At 60.4% G+C, this 25,084-nt stretch carries 26 protein-coding genes; 8 read left to right on the forward strand and 18 right to left on the reverse strand.

What is annotated here, in order from left to right:
• Positions 1 to 22: 22 nt before the first annotated feature.
• Together NZ453_RS18890 and NZ453_RS18895 are read right to left on the reverse strand one after the other, a co-directional pair.
• Entirely contained in the window at positions 23 to 286 is a 264-nt protein-coding gene (locus NZ453_RS18890; RefSeq protein ID WP_263772428.1) for a hypothetical protein, read from the reverse strand.
• 9 nt (positions 287 to 295) lie between these two features.
• Entirely contained in the window at positions 296 to 916 is a 621-nt protein-coding gene (locus tag NZ453_RS18895; RefSeq protein ID WP_263772429.1) for a retropepsin-like aspartic protease family protein, read from the reverse strand.
• 86 nt (positions 917 to 1,002) lie between these two features.
• On the opposite strand from NZ453_RS18895, the gene NZ453_RS18900 reads away from it, so the two are divergent.
• A complete protein-coding gene (locus tag NZ453_RS18900) occupies positions 1,003 to 1,728 on the forward strand; it encodes a type 1 glutamine amidotransferase (protein WP_263772430.1) in 726 nt (241 codons plus the stop codon).
• Between the two features lie 217 nt (positions 1,729 to 1,945).
• Here the strand turns inward: NZ453_RS18900 and rquA are convergent, their stop codons facing one another.
• The 7 genes from rquA to NZ453_RS18935 all read right to left on the reverse strand — a co-directional run bounded on the left by rquA (position 1,946) and on the right by NZ453_RS18935 (position 9,518).
• On the reverse strand, positions 1,946 to 2,656 hold the full coding sequence (gene rquA, locus NZ453_RS18905; RefSeq protein ID WP_263772432.1) for a rhodoquinone biosynthesis methyltransferase RquA: 711 nt from the start codon (positions 2,654 to 2,656) through the stop codon (positions 1,946 to 1,948).
• Between the two features lie 450 nt (positions 2,657 to 3,106).
• Entirely contained in the window at positions 3,107 to 6,118 is a 3,012-nt protein-coding gene (locus NZ453_RS18910) for a DEAD/DEAH box helicase (RefSeq protein ID WP_263772433.1), read from the reverse strand.
• A 150-nt stretch (positions 6,119 to 6,268) separates the two neighbouring features.
• Complete coding sequence (locus NZ453_RS18915) at positions 6,269 to 6,763, reverse strand: YajQ family cyclic di-GMP-binding protein (RefSeq protein ID WP_263772434.1); 495 nt, start codon at positions 6,761 to 6,763, stop codon at positions 6,269 to 6,271.
• A gap of 12 nt (positions 6,764 to 6,775) precedes the next feature.
• Positions 6,776 to 7,087, reverse strand: coding sequence for a pyrimidine/purine nucleoside phosphorylase (gene ppnP, locus NZ453_RS18920; protein ID WP_263772435.1), 312 nt, complete (start codon positions 7,085 to 7,087; stop codon positions 6,776 to 6,778).
• Between the two features lie 2 nt (positions 7,088 to 7,089).
• The gene (locus NZ453_RS18925; protein WP_263772436.1) at positions 7,090 to 7,299 is read right to left on the reverse strand and encodes a DUF2788 domain-containing protein; all 210 of its coding nucleotides are present in this window, start codon (positions 7,297 to 7,299) and stop codon (positions 7,090 to 7,092) included.
• A 97-nt stretch (positions 7,300 to 7,396) separates the two neighbouring features.
• Entirely contained in the window at positions 7,397 to 8,332 is a 936-nt protein-coding gene (argF, locus tag NZ453_RS18930) for an ornithine carbamoyltransferase (protein WP_263772438.1), read from the reverse strand.
• Positions 8,333 to 8,345: 13 nt separating this feature from the next.
• Positions 8,346 to 9,518, reverse strand: coding sequence for an aspartate aminotransferase family protein (locus NZ453_RS18935; RefSeq protein ID WP_263772439.1), 1,173 nt, complete (start codon positions 9,516 to 9,518; stop codon positions 8,346 to 8,348).
• A gap of 206 nt (positions 9,519 to 9,724) precedes the next feature.
• Here NZ453_RS18935 and NZ453_RS18940 point away from each other — a divergent pair, with 206 nt between their 5' ends.
• Complete coding sequence (locus NZ453_RS18940) at positions 9,725 to 10,495, forward strand: ParA family protein (RefSeq protein WP_263772441.1); 771 nt, start codon at positions 9,725 to 9,727, stop codon at positions 10,493 to 10,495.
• A gap of 99 nt (positions 10,496 to 10,594) precedes the next feature.
• Here NZ453_RS18940 and rpsT read toward each other — a convergent pair whose 3' ends face one another.
• On the reverse strand, positions 10,595 to 10,864 hold the full coding sequence (gene rpsT / locus NZ453_RS18945) for a 30S ribosomal protein S20 (RefSeq protein ID WP_263772443.1): 270 nt from the start codon (positions 10,862 to 10,864) through the stop codon (positions 10,595 to 10,597).
• A 154-nt stretch (positions 10,865 to 11,018) separates the two neighbouring features.
• Between rpsT and murJ the strand changes: the two genes are divergently transcribed.
• A complete protein-coding gene (murJ, locus tag NZ453_RS18950; protein ID WP_263772445.1) occupies positions 11,019 to 12,557 on the forward strand; it encodes a murein biosynthesis integral membrane protein MurJ in 1,539 nt (512 codons plus the stop codon).
• 19 nt (positions 12,558 to 12,576) lie between these two features.
• Complete coding sequence (locus NZ453_RS18955; protein WP_263772446.1) at positions 12,577 to 13,206, forward strand: YbhB/YbcL family Raf kinase inhibitor-like protein; 630 nt, start codon at positions 12,577 to 12,579, stop codon at positions 13,204 to 13,206.
• A gap of 44 nt (positions 13,207 to 13,250) precedes the next feature.
• Here the strand turns inward: NZ453_RS18955 and NZ453_RS18960 are convergent, their stop codons facing one another.
• The 7 genes from NZ453_RS18960 to NZ453_RS18990 all read right to left on the reverse strand — a co-directional run bounded on the left by NZ453_RS18960 (position 13,251) and on the right by NZ453_RS18990 (position 19,304).
• Positions 13,251 to 15,380 (reverse strand): sodium-translocating pyrophosphatase, encoded by a 2,130-nt coding sequence (locus NZ453_RS18960; RefSeq protein ID WP_263772447.1) that lies wholly within the window; start codon positions 15,378 to 15,380, stop codon positions 13,251 to 13,253.
• Positions 15,381 to 15,466: 86 nt separating this feature from the next.
• Positions 15,467 to 16,135 (reverse strand): adenylate kinase, encoded by a 669-nt coding sequence (adk, locus tag NZ453_RS18965; protein WP_263772448.1) that lies wholly within the window; start codon positions 16,133 to 16,135, stop codon positions 15,467 to 15,469.
• Positions 16,136 to 16,254: 119 nt separating this feature from the next.
• Positions 16,255 to 17,034, reverse strand: a complete 780-nt coding sequence (gene kdsB / locus NZ453_RS18970; RefSeq protein WP_263772449.1) for a 3-deoxy-manno-octulosonate cytidylyltransferase — start codon at positions 17,032 to 17,034, stop codon at positions 16,255 to 16,257.
• Complete coding sequence (locus NZ453_RS18975; RefSeq protein WP_263772450.1) at positions 17,035 to 17,211, reverse strand: Trm112 family protein; 177 nt, start codon at positions 17,209 to 17,211, stop codon at positions 17,035 to 17,037.
• Positions 17,192 to 18,238 carry a tetraacyldisaccharide 4'-kinase gene (gene lpxK / locus NZ453_RS18980; RefSeq protein ID WP_338051189.1) on the reverse strand — a complete coding sequence of 349 codons (1,047 nt, stop codon included), beginning with the start codon at positions 18,236 to 18,238 and terminating at the stop codon, positions 17,192 to 17,194. Before lpxK ends, NZ453_RS18975 begins: the two co-directional genes overlap by 20 nt.
• A 31-nt stretch (positions 18,239 to 18,269) precedes the next feature.
• Positions 18,270 to 18,686: an ExbD/TolR family protein gene (locus NZ453_RS18985; RefSeq protein WP_263772451.1), complete on the reverse strand. Its 417-nt coding sequence runs from the start codon at positions 18,684 to 18,686 to the stop codon at positions 18,270 to 18,272.
• A 9-nt stretch (positions 18,687 to 18,695) separates the two neighbouring features.
• Positions 18,696 to 19,304 carry a MotA/TolQ/ExbB proton channel family protein gene (locus NZ453_RS18990; RefSeq protein ID WP_263772452.1) on the reverse strand — a complete coding sequence of 203 codons (609 nt, stop codon included), beginning with the start codon at positions 19,302 to 19,304 and terminating at the stop codon, positions 18,696 to 18,698.
• Positions 19,305 to 19,602: 298 nt separating this feature from the next.
• Between NZ453_RS18990 and NZ453_RS18995 the strand changes: the two genes are divergently transcribed.
• The 3 genes from NZ453_RS18995 (at position 19,603) to NZ453_RS19005 (ending at position 22,788) form a co-directional block, all read left to right on the forward strand.
• A complete protein-coding gene (locus NZ453_RS18995) occupies positions 19,603 to 20,490 on the forward strand; it encodes a DMT family transporter (protein ID WP_263772454.1) in 888 nt (295 codons plus the stop codon).
• 296 nt (positions 20,491 to 20,786) lie between these two features.
• Positions 20,787 to 22,154, forward strand: coding sequence for an exodeoxyribonuclease VII large subunit (gene xseA, locus NZ453_RS19000; RefSeq protein ID WP_263772455.1), 1,368 nt, complete (start codon positions 20,787 to 20,789; stop codon positions 22,152 to 22,154).
• 46 nt (positions 22,155 to 22,200) lie between these two features.
• Positions 22,201 to 22,788: a superoxide dismutase gene (locus tag NZ453_RS19005; RefSeq protein WP_263772470.1), complete on the forward strand. Its 588-nt coding sequence runs from the start codon at positions 22,201 to 22,203 to the stop codon at positions 22,786 to 22,788.
• Positions 22,789 to 22,987: 199 nt separating this feature from the next.
• On the opposite strand, the gene NZ453_RS19010 is transcribed toward NZ453_RS19005, so the two are convergent.
• A complete protein-coding gene (locus tag NZ453_RS19010) occupies positions 22,988 to 23,872 on the reverse strand; it encodes a LysR substrate-binding domain-containing protein (RefSeq protein WP_263772458.1) in 885 nt (294 codons plus the stop codon).
• A 137-nt stretch (positions 23,873 to 24,009) separates the two neighbouring features.
• Between NZ453_RS19010 and NZ453_RS19015 the strand changes: the two genes are divergently transcribed.
• Positions 24,010 to 25,074, forward strand: coding sequence for an aspartate-semialdehyde dehydrogenase (locus NZ453_RS19015; RefSeq protein ID WP_263772459.1), 1,065 nt, complete (start codon positions 24,010 to 24,012; stop codon positions 25,072 to 25,074).
• Positions 25,075 to 25,084: the final 10 nt, after the last annotated feature.

Consider the following 25,084-nt stretch of genomic DNA (forward strand, 5'->3'; position numbering starts at 1 on the left):
TTCTCCCAGCCCACTCTCCGCGCTATTTGGCCGCGGCCATCTCCTCGGTTTCGATCCCGGCACGCACGGAGTCAAGCGCATCCTGCAGCGTTTCTTCCGGAAGCGTATTGATCGAGGTCGCCACCAGGTCGGCCGCCTCGACCGCACCGACCGGCAAGCGGCGGCTATCCAGACTGGCGATCAGCGCAGCAGTGGCGCCGACGACGCGTAGCAGAATCTGGCGTTCTCCCATCAGCAGTTCAACTTCGCGGCGCAGCATCGCAATTTCTTGGTCGCGGTGGGGCATTCGATTCTCCTAGTAGCGTTTCTTCAGCGTCATGGTGCCAGCATCACGCTGCATTTCCATACGGTTCAAAAAACTCATGCCGAGCAAAGCGACCGGCAGATCATTCTCGTGCACTGTGGCATCCACATTATTCACTACGATGTCACCAATACGCACGGTATCGAGCTTCACATGCCAGACCGGGGCTACCCCGTTCGCCGTCTGACTATACCCTGCGGTCCCCCTACTCACGTCGATGCCGATGTTCCGCGCATCGCTTGCGCCCAATGCCACCGTCGACGCCCCGGTATCGACCAGAAAACGCACGGGCTTTCCATTGATCGTTCCCGACGTCAAAAAGTGCCCGCGACCGTCTGCCGTCAGCACCGCCGTCGCCGGCCCGCTCGTTGCCTGCGCCGCAACATTCTGCCCGACACGCAACGTCCGCTTCTTACCGTCTACTTCAAGCGTCGCCGTTTCGCCGTCAATCGCAATCACGCGGACACCTTCATCGGTCTTCGCGCCAACGGCGACAATGCGCGGCGCGCCGCCGTTGATCGTCAACAGGGCCTTGCCGGGAAATACGCCCGCCAGGCCGACGTCTGCGCCATGAGCAAACGACGTGCCCGCCAACGCAACTCCAAGCAGCAATAGGCTTCCAATCTTCGACTCACTAGAATGCAAGACGCTGCTTATTCCGTTTTTTTCCATAATCCGTCGAGCCGAAAGTATCGCCAATGAAACCCGTCGTTATTGTTCGTCATGCAGAAACGGAAGGTCCGGGCTATTTTGCCACATTCCTGGAAAAGCACTCGGTGCCCCACCAACTGGTCGCTATCGACCGCGACGAGCCCGTTCCGGTGGATGTCTCCGGTTTTTCCGGGCTGTGCCTGATGGGCGGCCCGATGAGCGTGAACGACGCCTTACCCTGGATAAATGAGGTCTGTGCTCTGATTCGTGAATCGGTGGCAGCAGGCATTCCGGTTATTGGACATTGCCTGGGCGGCCAGCTCCTCAGCAAGGCCCTCGGCGGCACGGTCACGCGCAGTCCCGTCAAGGAGATCGGATGGGGCCTGGTGCGCGTCGAGGATAGTGAGGAAACACAGCGCTGGTTGGGCGGCCATCCCAAAGATCAAACCGGCGAAGCAACAGTCTTCCAATGGCACGGAGAAACCTTCGGCGTCCCGGACGGAGCCTGCCGCATCTTTACCAACGATTTCTGCGCCAACCAAGCCTTTGTGTTCGGGCCGCACCTCGGAATGCAATTCCACGTCGAGATGACGGCGGAAATGATCGCAGAGTGGTGTACGGCCTGGCCAGCCGAAGTGGCCGGCCTTTCACTCTTGCCGGCTTCTGTCCAGACACCGGAACAAATGCAGGCAGAAGCTGTAGCGCGGATCCCTGCTCTGCGCCGGTTGGCTGACCAGCTCTATGCTTCCTGGCTACAAGGTGTCTTGCGCTAGCAAGCCCTCGCTCGCTCCAAGTAGTGGAGATGCGCGTTGGTGCGAGACCTCGCACCATTGGCAGACAACTACAGGGAGCGCTCATCGTTGAACACCGGCTGCCGACCACGCCGCACGACATGGAGGTGAAGACCTTCGCCACCGACTTTGATCCGCAAAAGAAAACGCGGCACTCGGCCGCGTTTCTAAGGAGGAACCGGGCTGACCGGCTCCCGACCTATTCTTTATGCTGGACGACGACGCACTGGTAGACGCCACCGAAGAATGTGCGCTTTTTCCAGACAAACCGGTCAGCCTTCTTGGCGTAGTGCTGGATTTCGTTGTGCCACATCGCCTCGGCAAACGGTTCGAGGTAGTGATTCACGACCTTGAGGATGTAGCGGATCGGCTGCCACCGCGCCGGATTGTGGTAATCGACAAAGACCGCCTTGCTGCCCTTGGGAAGCTTTTCGAGCATATGGTTCACGATCTCGTGTTTCTTTTCCTCCGGCACTTCATGCAGGAGGAAGAAACTGCAGATCAGGTCGTACTTGGTCGCCGCGTCGCCAGTGAAATCGGCCGCATCGCTGCGGATCACCTTCGTCCAATCCATTCCGGCCAATTTGCGTTCGCCGTGCTCGATCTGGACCGGAGTCACGTCCGTCAGGTGGAATGCTCCTTTGGGGCCCACCTTGCGCGCCGCTCGGGTCACTAAGTCGCCATAGACGTGAGCGAGTTGCCAGACGCGCATGCCTTCCTTGATTTCGTTCAGGTAGGCGCGCATCAGGCGCTGGTCGTTGAGGAACAAAAGGACGCGTACGACCCAGTTGTGATCGAGTGCGCGAACCCACTTGGGGTCTACATAGGCCCAGTCATACACTTCGGTCATGTATGCCGGAACCCCATCGTAATAAGGATCGATGGCAAGGGTGGAGTCTACTTTGGTCATTGTCGATTCCATAGAAGTAAAGAAACCTGATGCTGTCGCCAAGTGACTCCAGACACCGAAAAAGGGGAAAGCTGAGCCGGGGGCGAGCGAGTCATAAAACCGGAAATTATCCCCTCAGCGCGCACGCCGGTCAAACCGAAAACGGTATTTTGGTATCAAAAAAACCTGAATATTCATCGTTTTCCGTAATTCCCGAGTCGTCCCTCGCTGTCCGGCGGGAGCCTGACAGAAGGCCCCGTTTTCACGCCCAGAAGGGACGGTTCAATCTGGAAATTGACTACGCGCAAACTGGCCCAAAACAACAATCGTTTGACGACCCACGCGTGTTCACCAAACACGTTGAGGCCACCGCCAAGCGGACACCCCCGGACGACCGTAATCCTACCTGAACCGCGGAGCGGACAGGTTGACCAGGATCAAAAGGGGGCCTCGGAGAGGGAGAGGAGCAGGTTATTCGGGCAATGGGGCGAACAGGGCGGCGATGTCTTCTTCGCCGAACTTGACACTGACGCCCCGGTCTTCGGAAAGAATTCCGGCGGCAAGGTCGGCTTTGCGCTCCTGCAAGGCGAGGATCTTTTCCTCGATGCTGCCCGCGATGATGAGTTTGTAGACGAAGACCGGCTTATCCTGACCGAGACGGTGAGCGCGATCGGTCGCCTGATTCTCGACGGCGGGATTCCACCAGGGATCGTAATGAATGACCGTATCGGCCGCCGTCAGATTGAGGCCGACGCCCCCGGCCTTGAGGCTGATCAGGAAGATCGGCACCTCACCCGCCTGGAACCGGCGCACCGGCGTTTCCCGGTCGGCCGTATCCCCTGTAAGCGTCACGAAGTCGAGCCCAGCCTGTTTGAGTTCCGCCTCGATCAGGGACAACATGCTGGTGAATTGTGAGAAGAGCAGGATGCGCCGCCCTTCGTCCACCTGCTCGGGCAACATCGTCATCAACAGGTCCAGCTTGGCGCGCTCCTTGACGCGCAAGGCCGCTGCCGTACGTACCAGACGCGGGTCGCAGCACACCTGCCGGAGTTTGAGCAGCGCGTCGAGAATCACGATCTGGCTACGCCCGAAGCCTTTGCTCGCCACTTCTTCGCGCACCATGGCGTCCATCGCGGCACGCACAGTTTCGTAGAGATCCCGCTGGCCGCCCGTGAGTTCAACCTTGCGCACGATAATGGTCTTTGGTGGCAATTCGCGCGCGACCTGTTCCTTTTTCCGCCGCAGCACGAAGGGGCGTATGCGCCGCGCAAGCAAATCGCGGCGTTCGGCGTCGCCCTGCTTTTCGATCGGCGAACGCCAGTAACGGGCAAATGCATTGCTGTCGCCAAGGAAGCCCGGCATCAAGAAATCGAACTGGCTCCACAACTCGCCGAGATGGTTTTCCAACGGCGTACCGGTAAGACAGAGACGATGCCTGGCCTCGATGCGGCGCACGACTTCCGCGCCCTGGCTGCGGGAATTCTTGACCGTCTGGGCCTCGTCGAGAATCAGAAGGTGGTAGCTATGTTTGGTCAGTTCTTCGGCATCGCGCCAAAGCAAGGGGTACGTGGTAAGCACGACGTCATGCGCCGGAATTTCTGCGAAACGCCCCTTGCGCTCCGCACCGTGCAGCGAGAGCACGGACAGCGCAGGAGCAAAGCGCGCCGCTTCGTTCTTCCAGTTGAAGATGAGCGACGTCGGCAGGACGATGAGCGCCGGGCGGTCGAGCCTTCCTGCTTCCTTTTCGAACAGAAGGTGCGCGAGCGCCTGTGCTGTTTTTCCCAGCCCCATGTCGTCGGCCAGAATGCCGGACAATTTTTGTTCGCGCAGGAATTGCAGCCAGGCGAGGCCTTCTTTCTGATACGAACGGAGTTCAAGCTTGAGCCCTGCGGGCGCCTCGATCGGCGCGATGCCTTGCGCCGCTTCAAGGCGCTCAGCGAGTGCAAAAACGTCGCCGTACCCCCGGAATTGCCAGCGACGGGTATCGGTCAGCTGCGCCAGGCGCGGCGCGTCGAAACGGGAAACGCGCAACGTGTTGCCACCGTCGAAGCCATCGAACAAGTCGAGCAGGGTGGCGGCCAGCGGTTTCAGGCGTTCCGCCGGAACCCGGATGCGCACTCGCGTCGGCGTCTGCAACTCGATGATTTCGTCGTTCTCGATGCGGCTGAGCAGGACGCTGTCCAACCAGCGACCGTCGCGCCGGAACAAGCCCGCCAGGAGCGGAGCCAGGGGTAGACGCTGGCCGTCGACGAAGATCCCCATGTCAAGATTGAACCAGCCGTTGTCCGACTCACTCAGTTCAGCGTCCCAGGCTTCGACTTCCAGCGCATGGTGGCGGAAATCCTCATCGAACTCGACCTGCCAGCCGACTCGTTTCAAGAGAGGGACGGCATCGCGCATGAAATCATTCCAGCGCGACTCATCGGTCAGGCCGTAGGCGTGGTCGGGCGGACTGCCGAACGTATACAACACGCGCGCCGGGATCATCTCAAGGCCGGCTTCGCCGAGATGCCGCATCAATTCGGACTCGAACTCGCGCCGGCGTACCACCTGCACCGTCTCTCCATCGGGTAGTGTCAGATACTCCCGCTCATCGCCCGGTTTGATATCCGCATCCTGATAACTGAATAACGGCAAGACGACGTCGAAGGCCCCCTGCTCGGAGGTCGCTGCATATCCGCGCCACTCGTCGTTCCCGCAAGTATCCAGCGTGCGCAAACGCAATGCAGCGATCGGACGGCAGTCGATACGTCGTACCGGCACGTCTCGCTGTTCTTCCCGCAGAGGCAACTCCGGGATGCGCTGAGCCAGAGCCTGGGCGACCTGTGCCGCCTCGTTCGCAGAAAGCGGCGGCAGCGTGAACAGCTGCGCAATCGCCTCCGGATTCCCCGGCACATCGAGCGGCCCGGCAGTTCCCTCATCAAGATCGACGTACCAGGGCGGCTGAACGGGTACAACGAGAGAAGCCTCCGGACGCGGCACGAACCGCGGCCGCCTGAGTCCGTGCACGTCAGCGGCCCACCGCACCTCGGCCTTGCGCGCCTCCGCCAACGCCAAGGGCGAGTGCTCGTTTTCGGCATAGAAGCGCCCTGTCTGAAGCAATTGTCCGAGCAGTTCAGCCCCGTGCTGGGGACCAAGGGCGAAGGCGCGCAGACCACAGTCGTGCGTACGCTCATCCCACAAAAGACGAAGAATTGCCAGATCGTCCTCGCCGGCAAAGGGCGGCAATTTACCCAGAGCCCGGTCTACGCCCCACCATTCTTCGGCCGTTTCCAGGTCGCGCCCTTTGTGCAGCGTAACGCCGAATCCGCGCAGATCCGCCGTCCAGTGGAGAACGTAGTAGAGCTGGTTACGGCTACCGGAAACTCGGCCGGGCTTCTTGCCCACCGCCATGGAGACGCGCCGTAATTCCTCTACCCACGACAACGCGCTCGGGTTCTCGTGCTCGCGCTCGTCGACGTCAGTACTGGATTTCGAGGACATGTTGGGAAAGCCGGGAGGCGTTTGGAGCGTGACGGTCCCCGACAAAGCAGCCTGCCGTGTTCGGCAAGCTGAGTTGGGGCAACAACAAAGGCGCCGAGGCCGCAGCGGCCTCGTGGCGCCGCGTCACGACGCGGCGGCTGGGACGTTCATTCAATCGCGAAAATTACCGTATTTCACCGGGTAGTCGGTCACCGTTTTCTTCACCAACGCAATCGCCTCTTGCAAAGCGTCGCGCTTGGCTCCGCTCACACGCACCGCGTCGCCTTGGATGGCAGCCTGTACCTTGAGTTTGGAATCCTTGAGCAACTTCACGATCTTCTTCGCGAGCTCGCTCTCAATCCCGATCTTTATTTTGAGTTCCTGCTTGACCTTGTCCCCGGAGACTTTTTGCACGGTCTGGGAATCGAGGCGTTTGGTACTGTCCGGATCCTTCTTCTCCATCTCTGGGAAAAGGATGTCCTTGATCTGGTTCAGCTGAAACTCGGAGTCGGCGTACAGCGTGATGACTTTGTCCTTTTCGTTCAGCTCGACTTTGGCGCTGGTTCCCTTGAAGTCGTGGCGCCCGATGATTTTCTTGCCAACGAGATCGATGGCATTCTTCAGCGCGACGGCGTCCACCTCGGAAGAAAAGTCGAAAGACGGCATCCCAGCCCCCGCTCAGCCGAAATGGCAGACGTAGTGGTACGGTTCGTCGCAAGCGATTTCGAACGACGAATTACCGGGGACTTTGAATGACTGTCCAGCCGAAAACGTCTTCCACTCCGTCTCACCCTTCAAACGCACGCGACACGAGCCGCTCACCCCCTCCATGACTTCCGGAGTTCCAGTGTTGAAGATCAGCGAGGAAGGCAGAATCACCCCGAGGGTTTTGCGCGTGCCGTCGGCAAACTGCACGGTGTGACTTACGCATTTGCCGTCGAAATACACGTTGGCCTGCTTGACGACGCTTACATTATCGAATTGCGACATTTTCAGACTTCCACCAGTAACTGGATAACCGACTTGGCGACGAAACCCACCATGCCAAACGCAAGCACGAAAAAGAGGATGAACGTTCCGGTCTTACCCGCCTTCGCCTTCCACGCCAGTTCGCCAATGATGAACAGCATAAAAAGCATGAAAATGCCGAGCCCGTACGTCATGCCGAAATGCGCGATCTCTTCTTCGCTAAAACCGAACATCGTTACAACCCAAGTTGCGATCCCAACCCATCAGCCGCTCTTGCCGTTGGCAAGATTCTCGGCAACCCGCGTGCGCAGCGCGCCTCAATGCACTTGATTACGAGTCCACCCGGCCGAGGACCAGATACTCCATCAGCGCCTTTTGGACATGCAAGCGATTCTCCGCCTCGTCCCAAACGACACTTTGCGGACCATCGATCACCTCCGCCGTAACTTCTTCACCACGGTGCGCCGGCAGGCAGTGCAAGAATATCGCGTCCGGACGCGCGATGCCCATCATCTCCGCATCAACCTGCCAATCGGCGAAGTCGCGCAGACGTTCCTCGTTCTCCGCCTCAAACCCCATCGAGGTCCAGACGTCGGTTGTGACGATGTCGGCGCCTTTGGCTGCCTCCATTGGGTCGGCAAATTGTTTGAAATGTCCGGTGCCATGCAAGCCAGCACGCTCCGGTTCGATCTCGTATCCCGGCGGCGTCGAGACGTGCACCGTAAAATCGAGCACCTCGGCCGCCTGCAGCCAAGTGTTGCAGACGTTGTTCGAATCACCGATCCAAGCCACGGTCTTGCCTTGGATCGGACCGCGCTGCTCGATATAGGTGTAAATGTCGGCCATGATCTGGCACGGGTGGTATTCGTTGGTCAGCCCGTTGATCACCGGTACCCGAGAATGCGCCGCAAGCCGCTCGACGATGCGCTGTTCGAACGTACGAATCATGATCACATCGCTCATGCGCGAAATGACCTGCGCAGCATCCTCCACGGGCTCTCCGCGTCCGAGCTGCGAGTCGCGCGTGTTGAGGTAGATCGCGCTGCCGCCAAGCTGCTGGATTCCGGCTTCAAAGGACAAGCGCGTACGCGTACTCGCCTTCTCGAAGATCATCACCAGCGTACGGTCGCTCAGTGGCCAGTACTGCTTGTACGACTTGAACTGCTGCTTGATCCAGCGCGTGCGTTCGAAAAGGTAATCAAACTCGGCACGCGTGAAGTCCTTGAACTGAAGGAAGTGTTTTACGTCCCGCTTCGCCGCTGTCATGGTCGGTCTCCGCTCAGGAAGCAAGATAGTCGCACAGGAGCGTTGCCAGGCGCGACACCAGCTCGTTGGCATCGTCTTCAGTAAAGGTCAAGCACGGAAGGAGGCGCACCACTCGCTCTGCCGTCACGTTGATGAGCAACCCGGCCGCCAGTGCGCGAGTTACGAGTTCGCCGCACGGACGATCCAGTTCGATGCCGATCATGAGGCCCTGACCGCGTATCTCGACCACGCCGGCAGCGCCTGCCAATGCTTCGGCGAGCCCGTCCCGAATCCGGCGCCCGATCATCTCCGCTTTCGCGATCAAGCTTTCCTTCTCGATCACGGCGATCGTGGTCAACGCCGCCGTCGTCGCCAGCTGGTTGCCGCCGAAAGTCGATCCGTGATTGCCCGGCTTGAACAGACCCGCCGCGCGCCCTGCGGTGATACAGGCGCCGATCGGAACACCACCGGCCAATCCCTTGGCCAAGGTCACGATGTCGGGTCGGATTCCCGAATGTTGAAAGCCGAACCACTTGCCGGTACGGCCCATGCCGCACTGGACTTCGTCACAGATAAGCAGCCAGCCCTGCTCGTCGCACAAGGCGCGCAGGCCGCGCTGATAGGCAATGTCGGCCTCATGGATACCGCCTTCGCCCTGCAGGATTTCGAGCATGACCGCGACGACGTTCTTGTTGTGTTCAGCGATAGCGCGGACAGCTTCAAGATCGTTGTACGGCACACGCACAAAGCCCGAGACGAGCGGCTCGAAGCCCGCTTGTGTCTTGCGGTTGCCGGTCGCGGAAAGCGTTGCCATCGTGCGCCCATGGAATGCCTTCTCCATGACGACAATGGTCGGACTATCGACATTACGCTGATGGCCGTAGAACCGGGCGAGCTTGATCGCCGCTTCGTTCGCTTCGCATCCAGAGTTGCAGAAGAACACTTCGTCCATGCCGGCGAGCCCGGCAAGCTTGTCTGCGAGTTCTTCTTGCTGGGGAATACGATAAAGGTTCGAGGTATGCAGCAGGCGCCCGGCTTGAGCGGCGATCGCGGCGACCAGTTCGGGGTGGTTATGTCCTAGCGTGGATACCGCTATCCCGGACATTGCGTCGAGATAAACGCGGCCTTCCGTATCGGTCACCCGGCTCCCGTTGCCATGGGTAAACGCAACCGGCAGCCTGGCATAAGTGTTCATTAGGTGAGACATATACAAACCCTTGGATGGAACCCCGAAACTGAAACGGCGGCTTACGCCGCCGGGATAATTTCGCGTCGGGCCGCGCCAAACGGCTCACGCCTCAGCGTCCCCGATTGCGCGCGAGGACGGCAAGGGGTGAAATTCTAGGAGAAAATCAGGGTCTTGTATATAACGCGGGAAAGCGCACGAGATATCGGCCGACGCTACAATGAGCCATGCGCATTGCTGTGTTCAATCAGAAGGGCGGCGTCGGGAAAACAACGACCGCGCTCAATCTTGGCGCCGCGATGGCCCGCGAAGGCGCTCAGCCGCTGCTCGTCGACCTCGATCCGCAATGCCATTTGTCAAATATCCGCGGTCATCGCATCCCGGACCCGAACCGCAGCGTTTACGGCTTCTTTCAGGGTTCGCGCTCACTCGAACAGATTGCTACGCCTTGGGACGGAATCGGCCGGCTGGTTCCAGCGCACCAGCAGTTGATGAAAGCGGATTCAATCATCGGCAAGGGCCCGGCGGCGCTCAACAAGCTCCGGCTCGGTCTCGATCAGATGGATCTCAATATACCCGGCAATGCCGCGGAGAATGTACTGATCGATTGCTGCCCGGCGATCGGCGTTCTGGCGCTCAACGCCATTTTCGCATGCGATCTCCTGCTTATTCCCGTTTCCACGGACTACTTGTCGCTGCAAGCAGCGGAACAAATGACGCGAACCCTCGCTGTTCTCGAACCGGTCCTCAAGCGGCGTGTCGCGCGCCGCTACATTCTCACGCGTTTCGACCGCCGGCGCAGGATGAGCGAGGACGTCCGACGCCAACTGAGCGAATGCTACGGCGGCGACGTATGCGATACCGTAATCAACGAGAATGTCGCGGTCGCGCAAAGCCCCTCACGCCAGCAGGACGTGTTCCACTTCAATGCAGGCAGTGAAGGCGCTCGCAACTACGCCATGCTCTACGCCGAGTTGCGGGAGAGTGCGGGGTTGTAGAATCAGCGGCGGGACCGGCCAATCAAAGACCGGTGGCAAGTTCCGAGAGCGAAAAAAAACGGCGCCCGCTGACGCCGTTTTTTATTGGCAAGAATCTGCTCAGGCGGCAGCCAGCGCCTTAATCTGCTGGGAAAGGCGGCTCTTGTGGCGAGCGGCCTTGTTCTTGTGAATGATCTTCTTGTCCGCGATACGGTCGATAACCGAGACGGACTCTTGATAGACGCTTTGAGCAGCAGCCTTATCGCCAGCGGCAATCGCCTTTTGCACACGCTTTACCGCCGTACGCAAACTGGAGCGCAGGCTGATATTGTGGGCGCGTTGCTTAACCGCTTGGCGGGCGCGCTTGCGAGCTTGTGCGCTGTTGGCCATGAATAGTGGTCCCTAAAATCGGAGGAGTTGATGGAAAGCGCGTGATTCTACCCGCTTCGATTTTCCAAAGCAAGCGATGGGAAACGATGAGCGTTTGGCCGGCCTGCAGCGAGAAGCTAAGATACCGGCTTCTCCGAGGAAGCAAAACTCCCGCATGAATCTGCTCAAAGCCCTCGCCACGGTCAGTGGCATGACGCTCGTATCCCGTATCCTGGGTTTCGTGCGCGATTTTGTGATCGCCCGTATTTTCGGCGCTGGCGTAATGACCGACGCCTTCTTCGTCGCCTTCAAGCTGCCCAATCTGTTACGACGGCTATTCGCGGAAGGTGCGTTCTCACAGGCTTTCGTGCCCATCCTTGGAGAATACAAGAACAACCGTGAGCCCGCAGACACGAAGAGGCTTGTCGACCACGTCGCGAGTTTGCTCATGCTGGTTCTGCTCGCAGTCACGCTGCTCGGCATGATCGGCGCGCCGGTCCTTGTTTACATATCGGCCCCGGGATTCGTGAGCGATCCGCAAAAATTCGCACTCACGGTCGCGCTCACCCGCATCACCTTCCCGTACATTCTGTTCATGTCGCTTGTCGCCTTGGCGGGAGGCATCCTGAACACCTGGAGCCGCTTTGCGGTCCCGGCCTTTACGCCGGTTCTGCTCAATCTCGCGTTCATCGGCATGGCGCTATTCGCCGCCCCGAGGTTCGCACAGCCGGTGATGGCGCTCGGCTGGGCGGTATTCGTCGGCGGAATTCTCCAACTCGCATTTCAGATCCCGCATCTGCGACGCATCGGGATGCTTCCGCGCTTCTCCCTCTCTTGGGAAGATCCCGGTGTCCGGCGCATCCTTAAATTGATGGGCCCGGCGGTACTCGGCGTGTCGGTGGCACAGATCAGTCTATTGATCAACACCGTTTTTGCTTCCTTCCTCGACACGGGAAGCGTCTCCTGGCTCTACTACGCTGACCGGCTAATGGAATTCCCGTCCGGCATGCTGGGTGCCGCCCTGGGAACCATCCTGCTCCCGTCGCTTTCCCGGTACCACGCCGGCGAGAGGCTGGAAGAGTACTCGAAACTCCTCGACTGGGGCCTGCGCCTGACGCTATTGCTCGCTGCTCCAGCCGCCGTCGCACTCGCCCTGACGGCCATTCCTTTGATAGCGACCCTGTTTCACCATGGCGCGTTCACTGAAAACGACGTCTATATGACGCGCCAAGCCTTGGTCGCGTATAGCGTCGGACTGCTCGGGCTGATCCTGGTAAAGGTACTCGCCCCCGGTTTCTATGCCCGGCAGAACGTGCGTACGCCGGTGAAGATCGCGTTGGTCACGCTGTTCGCCACGCAGGTGCTCAACCTCCTGCTGATCGGCTGGTTGCGACACGCCGGGCTCGCGCTTTCGATCGGGCTCGGCGCCTGCCTGAATGCAGCTCTCCTGTTCCGTGGGCTCCGTCGACAGGGTGTTTACACGCCGCAACCCGGATGGGGAAAATTCCTCGCCAAGCTGCTGTTCGCCCTTGCTTGCCTTTCCGCGGCTTTGCTTCTCGCGGGCGGCAATACAGCGGATTGGATGGCATGGAGCCTTGTCGAGCGCGTCATGCGTCTATCGGCCCTCGTCGCGATAGGCGGCACGGTTTATTTCGCTACACTATGGATAACCGGCTTCCGGTTGAACGATTTCAAGCGCCGGGCGGCCGAATGATCACCTGGAGGAAATCACCATGAAGTTGACGAGCGCAAGCTTCATCGATGGGCAGAGACTGTCGGGCGATCTTTCTTTCTGCATTCCCGACCCCGCGCACCACGTCTGCCTCGGCAAGAATCTCAACCCCCAACTAAGCTGGGAGGAAGTCCCGGTCGGAACCCGGTCGTTCGCGCTGATCTGCCACGATCCGGATGTGCCGAGCAGCGGTGATGACGTGAATCAGGAGGGGCGCACGGTCCCGGCTTCCCTGCCGCGCGTCGACTTCTTCCATTGGGTGCTCGTCGACATTCCCTTCGACATACGGAAGATCGCTCAAGGCGAGTTTTCGAACGACGTTTCGCCGCGCGGCAAACCCGGTCCCGCTGCATTACATGGCACACGACAAGGTATCAACGACTTCACCGGCTGGTTCGACGGCGATAACGACATGCGCGGCGACTATTACGGCTACGACGGCCCATGCCCGCCCTGGAACGACGAACTGAGGCATCATTACATCTTCACGCTGTACGCGCTTGATCTCGAGCACGTCCCGGTCGAAGGAAAGTTCACGGGACAACAGGTGCGAGAGGCAATATGCGGTCACGTGCTCGCGGAAGCGAGCTTGACCGGCATCTACACGCTCAATCCGGCGGTCGCTGCGTAAGTCAGCCGAAACAAGGAGAAACGGGGCCGACGGCCCCGTTTTTGTTACGAAACCGCCGGCAGGATCGGCACAATCATCAGCGCGACGATATTGATGATCTTGATCAGCGGGTTCACCGCCGGCCCCGCCGTGTCCTTGTAGGGATCGCCCACCGTATCGCCGGTGACGGACGCCTTGTGCGCTTCCGAGCCTTTGCCGCCGAAGTGACCGTCTTCGATGTACTTCTTGGCGTTATCCCAAGCGCCGCCGCCGGTGGTCATGGAGATCGCGACGAACAGGCCGGTGATGATCGTGCCCATCAGCATGCCGCCCAGAGCGCGTGGGCCGAGCAGCAAGCCAACCACCACCGGCACCAGCACGGGAAGCAATGACGGCAGGACCATTTCCTTGATTGCCGCCGAAGTCAGCATGCCGACCGCACGGGAATAGTCCGGCTTGGCCTCACCATCCATGATGCCCGGGATCTCACGGAACTGACGGCGGACCTCTACGACCACCGACGCCGCCGCACGCCCGACCGCTTCCATGGCCATCGCGCTGAACAGATAGGGAATCAGGCCGCCGATGAACAGGCCGATGATGACCATATGGTCGGAGAGATCGAAACGCATGGCGTCGTTGAACCGCCCCTCCAGGGCATGGGTGTAATCGGCGAACAAGACGAGCGCGGCGAGGCCGGCCGAGCCGATCGCATAACCTTTCGTCACGGCCTTGGTGGTATTGCCGACAGCATCGAGCGGGTCGGTAACGTCGCGCACCTGTTGCGGTAGTCCTGCCATTTCCGCGATGCCGCCGGCGTTGTCGGTAATCGGGCCATACGCGTCGAGCGCGACGATAATGCCCGTCATTGAAAGCATCGCCGTGGCCGCGATCGCGATGCCGTACAGACCCGCCAAGGCGTAGGTCAGGTAGATTGCGGCACAGACGGAGATCACAGGCAGCGCCGTGGCTTTCATCGAGATGCCGAGTCCGGCGATGATGTTGGTGCCATGACCCGTCGTCGAGGCTTCTGCGACGTACTTGACCGGCGCAAATTCGGTACCGGTGTAGTACTCGGTGATCCACACCAGCAGCCCGGTAAGGACAAGTCCGATAGCCGCCGACGCGTAGATGCGCAGCGATGTGATCGTCGTTCCGTCAGCCTGCGCGACGCCGTCGCCCAGCATCCAGGCAGTCACCGGGTAAAACGCGACGAGTGCAATGGCGCCGGCAACCGCCAGCCCCCGATAGAGTGCGTTCATAATCTTGCCCTCGTCGCGGGCCCGTACAAAGAAGCAGCCGACGATCGAGGCAATGATCGAGACGCCGCCGAGGACCAGCGGATAGACGATCAACGCATCACTCGCTCCCGACGCTCCCTTGAGCATCATGGCGCCAAGGACCATCGTGGCGACGACGGTTACGGCATAAGTCTCGAACAGGTCGGCCGCCATACCGGCGCAGTCGCCTACGTTATCGCCTACGTTATCGGCGATAACCGCCGGATTGCGCGGATCATCCTCGGGAATGCCCGCTTCGACTTTGCCGACTAGATCAGCACCCACGTCGGCCCCCTTGGTGAAAATCCCACCACCGAGGCGGGCGAAGATCGAGATCAATGACGCACCAAACGCCAGCCCGACGAGGGGTTCCACCGCATGCCGGAAGTCCGCTCCGCCTGATCGCAGGACCGCGTAATAGCCGGCGACCCCAAGCAGTCCAAGGCCCACCACGAGCATCCCGGTAATTGCGCCGCCCTTGAAGGCAACGTCCAGCGCGGCTGCAACTCCGGAACGCGCCGCCTGAGCGGTTCGTACATTGGCGCGCACTGACACATGCATGCCGATGAACCCCGTTGCCCCGGACAACACCGCGCCAATTACGAAACCGCCGGCGATCTGAAGGCCGAGGAAAGCGCCAATCAGAAGCGTGAGTGCCGCGCCGACGACGGCGATCGTCCGGTACTGCTTGCTCAGGTAGGCGGAGGCGCCGACTTGAATGGCGCGAGCGATGTCCTGCATCCGTTCATCGCCAGCGGATAACGAGAGAATCCACCGCGCCGTCGCCCCTCCGTACAAGGCGGCGGCAAGAGCACACACGAGCGCGAAGACGAGACCTACTGACATAAGCGCAACCTCATTCAAGGCCAGACGGCGCCGGTGACGACCGACGCCGAAATGGTCCAACCACTGCACTTAGTTAGTTCCGGCCCCTCCTCTGCTGGGAGGTCACGCCCGCTTTGCCCGGGTCAGTTCGGCCTATCGAAAGACGGTACTGTTGATCACCGAGGATTGATTTGGTTCAACGCGGCGAAAATCGCCTCCCGGATTTGTTCGATGTCGCCCACGCCCGGAATGCGACGATATTTCGGGGCGGCAGGATCACCGGTCGCCGCCCATTTGCTGTAGTAATCAACCAGCTGCTCGGTCTGGGAATGGTAAACGCGGAGCCGGTTGCGCACCGTTTCCTCCTTGTCGTCGTCGCGCAGAATCAGCGGTTCGCCGGTCACGTCGTCGCAGCCTTCAACCTTCGGCGGATTGAACTTTATGTGATAGGTGCGCCCCGAGCCGAGATGCACGCGCCGGCCGCTCATCCGCTCCAGGATGACGGCATCGTCGACGTCGATTTCGAGCACGAAGTCCAGCGTCGCGCCGACCTCGCGCATCGCGTCGGCCTGCGGGATCGTGCGCGGAAAGCCGTCGAACAGGTAGCCGCCCCGACAATCGTCCTGCTGAATGCGGTCCTTGACCAGCTTGATGATGATGTCGTCGGAAACCAGACGCCCTTCGGCCATCACCTTTTCCGCCTCGATGCCGACCGGCGTCCTTGCCTTGATCGCCGCACGCAGCATGTCGCCCGTGGAGATTTGCGGAATACCGTACTTCTCGCAGATGAACTTCGCCTGTGTGCCTTTGCCCGCGCCCGGGGCACCCAGCAGGATCAGTCTCACTTTTTTTCCTTCGGAGTGTTGAAAAACCTGAAGCCTCGTGACTCCTTACCCACCGGGGCTTTGAATCACGCGCCTGACTTTCTCTCGATCGACCGCCCTCGAATTCCGAAATCCGATGCTTAGTGCTCGCGGAACCACTGCTGCATGCGGGCCGCTTCTTCCGGCGTATCGACGCCCGGCATCGGCAGATGCTCTGAGATCACGACGCTGATCCGGAAACCATGATAGAGCGCGCGCAGTTGCTCAAGCGCCTCGAACCGCTCGACGGGCGATGGCGCCAGGCGCGCATAGGCGCGCAGGAAATGGGCGCGATAGGCATACAGACCGATATGCCGGAAAGCCGGCAATCCGGCGGGAAGCGTTTCCTTGCCGCCCGGTGCGGCAAAGTGATCGCGCGCGTAAGGGATGGGCGCGCGTGAGAAGTACATGGCGTCACCGTCGGCCTTGCAAACGACCTTGACGAGATTGGGATTGAAAAACTCAGCCGCTTCCGAGATCGGATGCGCCACAGTGGCGATGTCGGCTCCGCTCTCCGCCAGTTGCCGCGCCATCTGGGCGATGATCACCGGATCGATCAAGGGCTCGTCGCCCTGCACGTTGACAATGATGGTGTCGTCGCTCCAACCACGCTGTTCGACGACTTCGGCAAGGCGATCGGTTCCGGTCGGATGATCGGCGCGCGTGAGCATCACTTGTAGCCCGTTGGATTGCGCGGCGGCTACCACGTCCGCATGATCAGTCGCCACCCACACTTCTTCGGCCCCGGAGAGCAAAGCGCGCTCGGCCACCCGTGCCACCATCGGCTTGCCGCCGAGATCGAGCAAGGGTTTTGCCGGCAAGCGCGACGAAGCGTACCGAGCCGGGACAACAGCCTTGAAGCGGATGGGCGAGGCGTTCATTCAGGCTTCCTCCGGCCCGAGCTGGCGGGCTTCGTCTTCAAGCATGATGGGAATATCGTCGCGCACCGGATAAGCGAGCTTGCAAGGCTTGCAGACAAGTTCGAGTTGCGCCTTGCGGTACTCGAGGTTGGCTTTGCAGATCGGGCAGACGAGGATGTCAAGCAAACGTGCGTCCATCGTTGAAATTCTCCAGAATTCGGTCAAGCAGGGGCCGGGCGCCGGGCGCCGCCACGATCTCGGCGTCCACGGGCAGGGCCCAGGCTTCGCCGGCAATCAAACCGGAACATTTTACCGCATCCTTCTCGGTCAACAGGAGAACACCATCGTGCGCGAAAGCAAAATCGTTCGTTGTGTACTGGTGGTGGTCCGGGAAAGCGCGTGCTTGGAAATCGAGGCCAAGCTCCCGCAATTGCGCAAAGAAACGTTCCGGATGCCCGATGCCCGCCACCGCATACAGGCGTTTGCCGCGCAAATCGTCCGCCGAAGCCGTTCGCTCATCGTTCAGACTGATGAAACGCTTTCCCGACAGGCGCATAACATAGCGTGGCGGCAGCTCAGGAAAGAATGCGGCAGGCGAGGTATCGACACCGTTCCACACGATCGCTGTTGCCGACCCAAGGCGGGCGACCGGCTCACGCAGAGGGCCGGCCGGCAGCAGCTGACCGTTTCCCGCACCCCGGGCGTCGAACACCACGATTTCCGCCCCGCGGCGCAACCGATAGTGCTGGAGTCCGTCGTCAGAAACGATCACGTTGCATGCCGGATGGGCAGCGAGGAGCGCCAGCCCCGCAGCAAGCCGGTCGCGGCCGACGAAAACGGGAACCCCGCTACGCCGCGCCAACAGCAGCGGTTCGTCGCCCACGGTACCAGCCTTCGCGTCAGGCCGTGCTTCGCCGACGCCTTCGATCTTGCCGCCGTATCCGCGGCTGATAATCCCCGGGTTCCATCCGCGTTTACGCAACTGCTCGACGAGCCATAGAACAAAGGGGGTTTTGCCGCTGCCGCCGACGGTGATATTCCCGACAACGATCACGGGGACCGGCAAGCTTTGGGATTCGAACATTCCCCTTCGGTACGCCGCGCGGCGGAAGCGGACAAGCGCCCGGAACAACCAGGCAAAGGGAAGCAGGGGCAACAGGGAAAGCGCTAACCTTGGCCGGTACCAGAGTACCGGCAGGCGCTGGGCAAGGGCGCGAAACATCATCGGCGGCTCACGCCGAACTAGGCAACGCCTGTCAGGGCGCCGACTGCGTGGCGAAAGAAATACGAGCGTAACCCGCCGACTGCGCCGCCTGCATGACATCCACGACGCTCTGGTGGGTCGCCTTGGCATCCGCATTAATGACGATCAGCGGGTCCTTGTTGTCTCCTGCGGCGCGCCGGAGCGCCTCGCTGATGGCGCGGACATCGGGTGAAGCCAGGGGCGTTTTGTTCACCAGAACTTGCCCGGCCGCGGTCACCGCTACCGAAACTTCGTTCGGCTGCTCAGCCTGCTGATTTGCGTCCGCCGTCGGCAGGTTGATTTCAAGCCCTGAAAACTTGGCATAGGTGGTCGTCAGCATCAGGAAGATGATGATCACCAACAACACGTCGATGAACGGAATGAGGTTGATTTCCGGATCGTCGTGCCCGCGACCGCGCTGAAAGTTCATCGTGCTTTCCTACGCCTTGCGCTCGCCTTGCAGCACTTCGACCAGACGAACCGCCTGCTGCTGCATCTCAAGCACGAAGCTATTGACCAGCGCGCGGAAGTGGCGCCAGAAGATCATCGCCGGAATAGCGATGACGAGACCGAACCCCGTGTTGTACAACGCGACGGAAATACCGTGTGCAAGCTGCATGGGGTTGGAACCCGTCGGCGCCTGCGATCCGAAAATCTCGATCATGCCGACGACGGTACCGAAAAGCCCCATCAACGGGCTCACCGAAGCGATCGTGCCGAGGGTGGTGAGATAACGCTCGAGATCGTGAGCGACTACGCTCCCGGCTTCTTCGATCGACTCGCGCATGACTTCGCGCGACATGCCGACGCTGCGAAATCCGGCAGCGAGGACCCGGCCGAGGGGCGACTGCGCTTCGAGGCCGGCGAGCATCGAGTCATTGACGCCTTGCTTGCGGTACTCGGCGATCACGCGCTGCAACAGACCGGAGGGCAACACTTTCGCTCGCCGCAGCGTAACGAGGCGCTCGATGATCAACGCCACGGCGATGATCGATGCCAGGAGCAAGGGCCAGATGGGCCAGCCGGCGGCCAGAATGATCGAAAACACGCTTCCCCCTAACGATTTCTTGAAGGGGCGACTTTAGCCTGAGTAAGCCTCAGCGACAAGCCCTCTTGCCGAAGCGGGCCCTTTCTTGGTGGCGGCAAGAACATTGGTTAATCATTGTTTCCAAAACCATATTGCCGCTGGCAACCATTCCGCCCTCTTTTTATCTCTGGTGTTGGATCTAACGGGAAATGAGAAACGCCGATGTGCTTTTCGCGCCATTGCCGTCACCGCAAAAAAAGGGCATGGTGCTCCCTTTGCCTTCCTTGCCGCTCGGGCGCCATGCCGGAGCCTCCCACGCATGATCGCTAGTCCGCACGAACGTCTTCCTCGTCAGGGGCTCCTGCTACTGGCCGCCCTTTCACTCTGCTGGGGCGCCAACTGGCCCATCATGAAGATGGTTCTGTCCGAAATGCCCCCGCTCTACTTCCGTTCCACCTGCCTGTTGCTCGGCGGCATTGGCATGCTGGCGCTTGCCCGGGTCACCGGCATGTCGCTCAAGGTTCCGCGTGGGCAATGGGGACGCGTGCTATGGTTGGCAGCATTCAATATCAGCGGTTGGAACGCGCTGGTCATCATCGGCGTCTCCTTGCTCCCGTCGGGCCGTGCCGCCCTGCTCGGCTACACGATGCCGCTCTGGTCGGTGCTTCTCTCCGCGATCTTCCTCGGTGACAAGCTGAGCTTGCGGGCCGTCCTTGGCCTGCTGCTCGGCGTATCCGGTATCGGCGTGCTCGTTGGAGGCAGCTTCGGAGGCATGCTTCAGGCCCCTCTGGGCGTCGTCTGCATGATCCTGGGCGCGTGGAGTTGGGCCATCGGTGTGGTCCTCTTCAAACGCTTGCCGGTCGCCATGCCAACCTCCTCGCTGACCGGCTGGACAATGCTGATCGGTAGCCTGCCGCTCCTGGTGTTGGCCGTCCCGCTGGAGACCTCACGCCTGGCGGTACCCAGCACGGGGCCGATTCTCGGCATGTTGTACAACATTTTCATTGCCTTCATGTTCTGCTACTGGGCCTGGAACCGGATCGTCCTCATGGTCCCGGTCGCCGTATCGTCGTTGTCTTCGCTGACAACGCCGCTGATCGGCGTGCTGGGTGGCGTGGTATTCCTCGGGGAGCCACTTGGCTGGCGCGAAGTGATGGCCTCCTTGCTCATCGTTGGCGCCGTCGGGTCGGTGTCGATCAAACGGTGACGCGGACAGCCGGTGCTTAATCCTACGGTTTCAACTACGCCGAACCGCCGAAATTCTTTTCCACAAAATCTGTGGATAACATTGTTGATGAACAACGTGCAGTTACGCTAAGTGCCGTTTTCCAAAGGCTTTTTCACCGTTACGGCAAAAACAAGCAACGCTCATTTTTTGATTAAAATCAATTAGTTAATCTCAAACCTAGGCAGCACAAGGGTTTGCGAGCGATTTCGATCATCAACCCTCCTCAGGGTGTTGATGATTTGACATGGGCCACGAATTGATGCATAAGCGCCGGCATGCAAAGCACCCCGCCCGGCGCTACTCAAGCGCCCGTAATTCCTGTTTCCGTACTCAATCGGCTGGCTCGCGAAAGGCTCGAAACAGGCTTTCCGCTGTGCTGGGTGGCAGGCGAAGTGTCGAATCTCACGTATGCCGCCTCCGGCCACGTTTACTTTTCGCTCAAGGATGCCACTGCCCAGGTTCGTTGCGTGATGTTCCGCAACCGGGCACAGTTGCTCGGCTGGCGACTCGAAGCCGGGCAGCACATTGAAGCGCGCGTGCTGGTCACGCTTTACGAGGCGCGCGGCGACTTCCAGCTCAATGTCGAAACCGCGCGTAAAGCCGGTGTCGGCAACCTCTACGAACGTTTCCTGCAACTCAAGGAGAAGCTCGAGCGTGAAGGCCTTTTCGCCGCAGAAGCGAAACGGCCATTGCCGCCGTTCCCTCGCCGCCTCGGTATCGTCACATCGCCGCAGGCCGCCGCCTTGCGGGATGTTTTGACGACGATAAAGCGCCGAGCGCCGCACGTGGATATCACGATCTTTCCAACGCTCGTGCAGGGCGAAGGCGCCCCGGCACAAATCGTCACTGCCCTGCGCGAGGCCGATGCGCGGGGAGAATGCGACATTCTGATCCTGTGCCGGGGCGGCGGGAGTATCGAGGATCTGTGGGCGTTCAATGATGAAAATCTGGCGCGCACCATACGCGCCTGTTCAACACCTGTGGTCGTCGGCGTCGGACACGAAACCGATTTCACGATTGCCGATTTCGCCGCCGACTTACGGGCGCCAACGCCGACCGCGGCAGCCGAACTCGCCGCCCCGGAACGTTCCGCGCTCTTCTCTCAGTTGGCTTCGCTTCGGGCCGCGATGAAGCGCCGGCTGGCAACGCTTGTCGATCAACGCGCGCAGCAAATCGACTGGCTCAGTCGCCGCCTGCAACACCCGGCGCAGCGGCTGGCTGTTCAGCGTGAGCGGCTCCAAAACCTGCAGCGGCGGCTGGATAACGGGCTGGTCCAGGCTGGTGCACGAGGGCGTACCAGGCTCGCAGAGGCTCGGCGTCGCCTGCAACTCGCACAACCTAACCTCGTCGAGCGCAGCCACCGTTGCGCAACCTTGCGCCTGCGGCTCGCCCTTCTCGCACAGAATGGCCTGGGCGCACGTACCGCCCGACTCGCGCAGCTGGCCGACGCGCTTGCCCACCTGAACCCTGACGCCGTCCTTACCCGCGGCTATAGCATTGTCATGGACGCTGCCGGGACCATCGTGCGGGACAGCGCTGCTCTGGAACCAAACGATGGCATCGCTGTCTTTTTCCACCGAGGTCGCGCTACCGCGACCGTAACCTCGGTGACTGCCGGCGCCGAGCCGGCCACTCCGGATTGATCCGACGAAGAAGCAAACCCGCTTAATAACAACGCAAGGAGAAATGATGGAACATCAACTGCCCCCGCTGCCGTTCGCGATGGACGCGCTCGCTCCGCACATGTCGAAGGAAACGCTCGAATACCACTACGGCAAACACCATCAGGCCTACGTTACGAATCTCAACAACCTGATCAAGGGTACCGAGTACGAGAGCCTTAATCTCGAATCGATCGTCAAGAAGGCTCCAGCCGGCGGCATTTACAACAATTCCGCACAGGTATGGAATCACACGTTTTTCTGGAACTGCCTGAAGCCTAACGGCGGCGGCGCCCCGACCGGCGCCCTGGCCGATGCGATCAACCGCAAGTGGGGCTCGTTCGACGAGTTCAAGAAAGCCTTCCAGACCTCGGCCGTCGGCAACTTCGGCTCCGGCTGGACCTGGCTCGTGAAGAAGGCGGACGGCAACGTCGACATCGTCAATATGGGCGCGGCCGGTACACCGTTGACCACCGGCGACAAAGCTTTGCTGACGATCGACGTCTGGGAACACGCTTATTACATCGACTATCGCAACCTGCGGCCGAAGTTTGTCGAGACGTTCCTGAACAACACGGTCAACTGGGGCTTCGCCGAGAAGAACTACGCGGGCTGATACCTGACTGTTTCAGCAGTCACAAAGGGAGCCAATGAGCTCCCTTTTTCATTGCTCGCACTCCGGTGAGCTTCTCCCGTTCGCCGAATTACCGGATAAGGTATTGGTTCGGTAAGCAGGCAAGCCGATCGCTGACAGATCAAGCGGCGTGGGCCGCCACTCCCCGAACAGCAAACGGCACCGCTGCATCCTCCGGTTTTTACGATAACGCGCATTCTTGGCGAATGCACTCGGCAACTTTCGCGGCCGGCGTATGGTCGTCACCAACCCGCCGAAGCAGGAAAAAGGACATCGGCCCGGTAACCCGCCAGTCTTCCAGCGCCAGGAGTCCGGGCGGCAAAGGATGCAACGCGGAATTCCAGAGGGCGACACCGAGCCCGCTCGCGGCCGCATCCATGGTAAGAGCATAATCCAGGAGCACGCGATCGGCAGGTTTTGAGGGGGTGATACGGCCGCAATGAACCTCGCTCCAGACTTTCCAATTCGTATGATCGGCGTCATGCAGGAGGGGGAGTTTTAGCACAGCATCGGCATGGCCGTTCTCGACTTGACGCCAACGAGTCGCTTCGACTACCGGAACCAACGAGTCGTCAAACAAGCGACGCTCGTTGCCGGATCGCCATCCTCCTCGCCCGTAACGTATGGCGAGGTCGACCTCACCGCCGGTCAAGTCCGCGTGTTTCAAATCGGCGACGACCTCGAAACGAACGTCCGGCAACGCCTCCAACATCGGTTTCAGCCTGGGGAATAACCAGAAGCGGGCAAACGACGGAGTGACCGCAAGACGAACCGTCGTCACCCCGGATTTCGTTGCCTGACGGCCAAGCAGGGCAATCTGCTCAAGGGCGTTGCCGGCACGCGACAAAATACGCTGCCCATTGGGCGTCGGTCTCGCTCCCCGCCCGTGCCGCGTGAACAGCGGTTTTCCGGCCCACTCTTCGACTAAAGCAATGCGGCGGCTGATGGCTGCGTGGGTCACGCCGAGTTCATCTGCGGCGGCGGTAAATGAACCCAGGCGGAGAACGGCCAAGGCGGCCAAGAGCCCCTCCATTGGGGGTAGATTCTGCATCGAGCTGTACGCCATTCGTACAGCTTATCCAATGTCCGCGGCATAGGTCAATCGCCTGTTTGTTCCTAGACTGGTGGCGCCGAGTCCAGAAACCAGGCTGCGCTGGCAATCGCCGGCGCCGAACTGCCGCCTTCGCACAACAAACAGGAGAAATGATGTCATTCGTCGTCGCCGTCGCCGGAGCTACCGGTAATGTTGGCCAGGAGATGCTGCGCATTCTCGAGCAGCGCCGTTTCCCGATCACTTCGCTGGTGCCACTAGCCACCCGAGAGTCAGCCGCTGCAGGGCGTAAGATCAAGTTCCGCGGCGAAGACTTGGCGGTCCGTGATCTTGCCACCTACGACTTCGCGCACACGGGTTTCGTGTTCATGTCCGCCGGAGCGGCAACATCTCGGGAAGTCAGCCCACGCGCCGCTGCCCAGGGGTGCATAGTCATCGACAATTCCTCGGCATTCCGTATGGATCCGGAAGTACCGCTGATCGTGCCGGAGATCAATGGTGACCTGCTTGAACAGCCCGAGGCTCTGCATAAGCGCATTTTGCCGGTCGCCAATTGCAGCACCATCCAACTCGTCATGGCGCTGAAGCCGCTGCACGACGCAGCAAGGATCAAGCGCATCGTGGTCGACACCTACCAATCGGCATCGGGTGGCGGCCGCCGATTGTTGGGCCGCCTCAAGCAGGAGGCCGACGTCGCCGATGCAAATCTCCGTGCCTTATCCAATCGGGCCAAGGAGACCCTGGAAAGAAGCGGCGACAAGCCGATCGCGTTCAATGCCGTGCCGCACATTGACGTCTTTCTTGACGACGGCCGGACCAAGGAAGAATGGAAGATGGAGGTGGAGAGCCGCAAAATTCTTGGCATCGACGACCTGAAAATTTGCGCAACCTGTGTCCGCGTTCCAGTGATGGTCGGCCATGCCGAAGCGGTGCATGTCGAGTTCGAGCGCCACTTGTCGGTGGCTTCGGCAACCGAGCTGCTCTCGTCTTTCCCGGGAGTCCGGGTTGTGAACGGTTCGGTTTCCGGTGCCTACGCCACGCCGCTCGACTGTGCTGGGGAAGATGCGGTTTTCGTTTCGCGGATAAGAAATGACGACAGTGTTCCCCATGGGCTCAGCTTTTGGGTCGTCGCAGACAACATCCGCAAGGGCGCCGCGCTGAATGCCGTGCAGATCGCGGAAGCATTGATCGCCCGCCGCGTCGTCACCGCGAGTTGAGGATTTCCCC

Origin of the sequence: Propionivibrio soli, from assembly GCF_025770765.1 — a bacterium.
Classification (GTDB): domain Bacteria; phylum Pseudomonadota; class Gammaproteobacteria; order Burkholderiales; family Rhodocyclaceae; genus Propionivibrio; species Propionivibrio soli.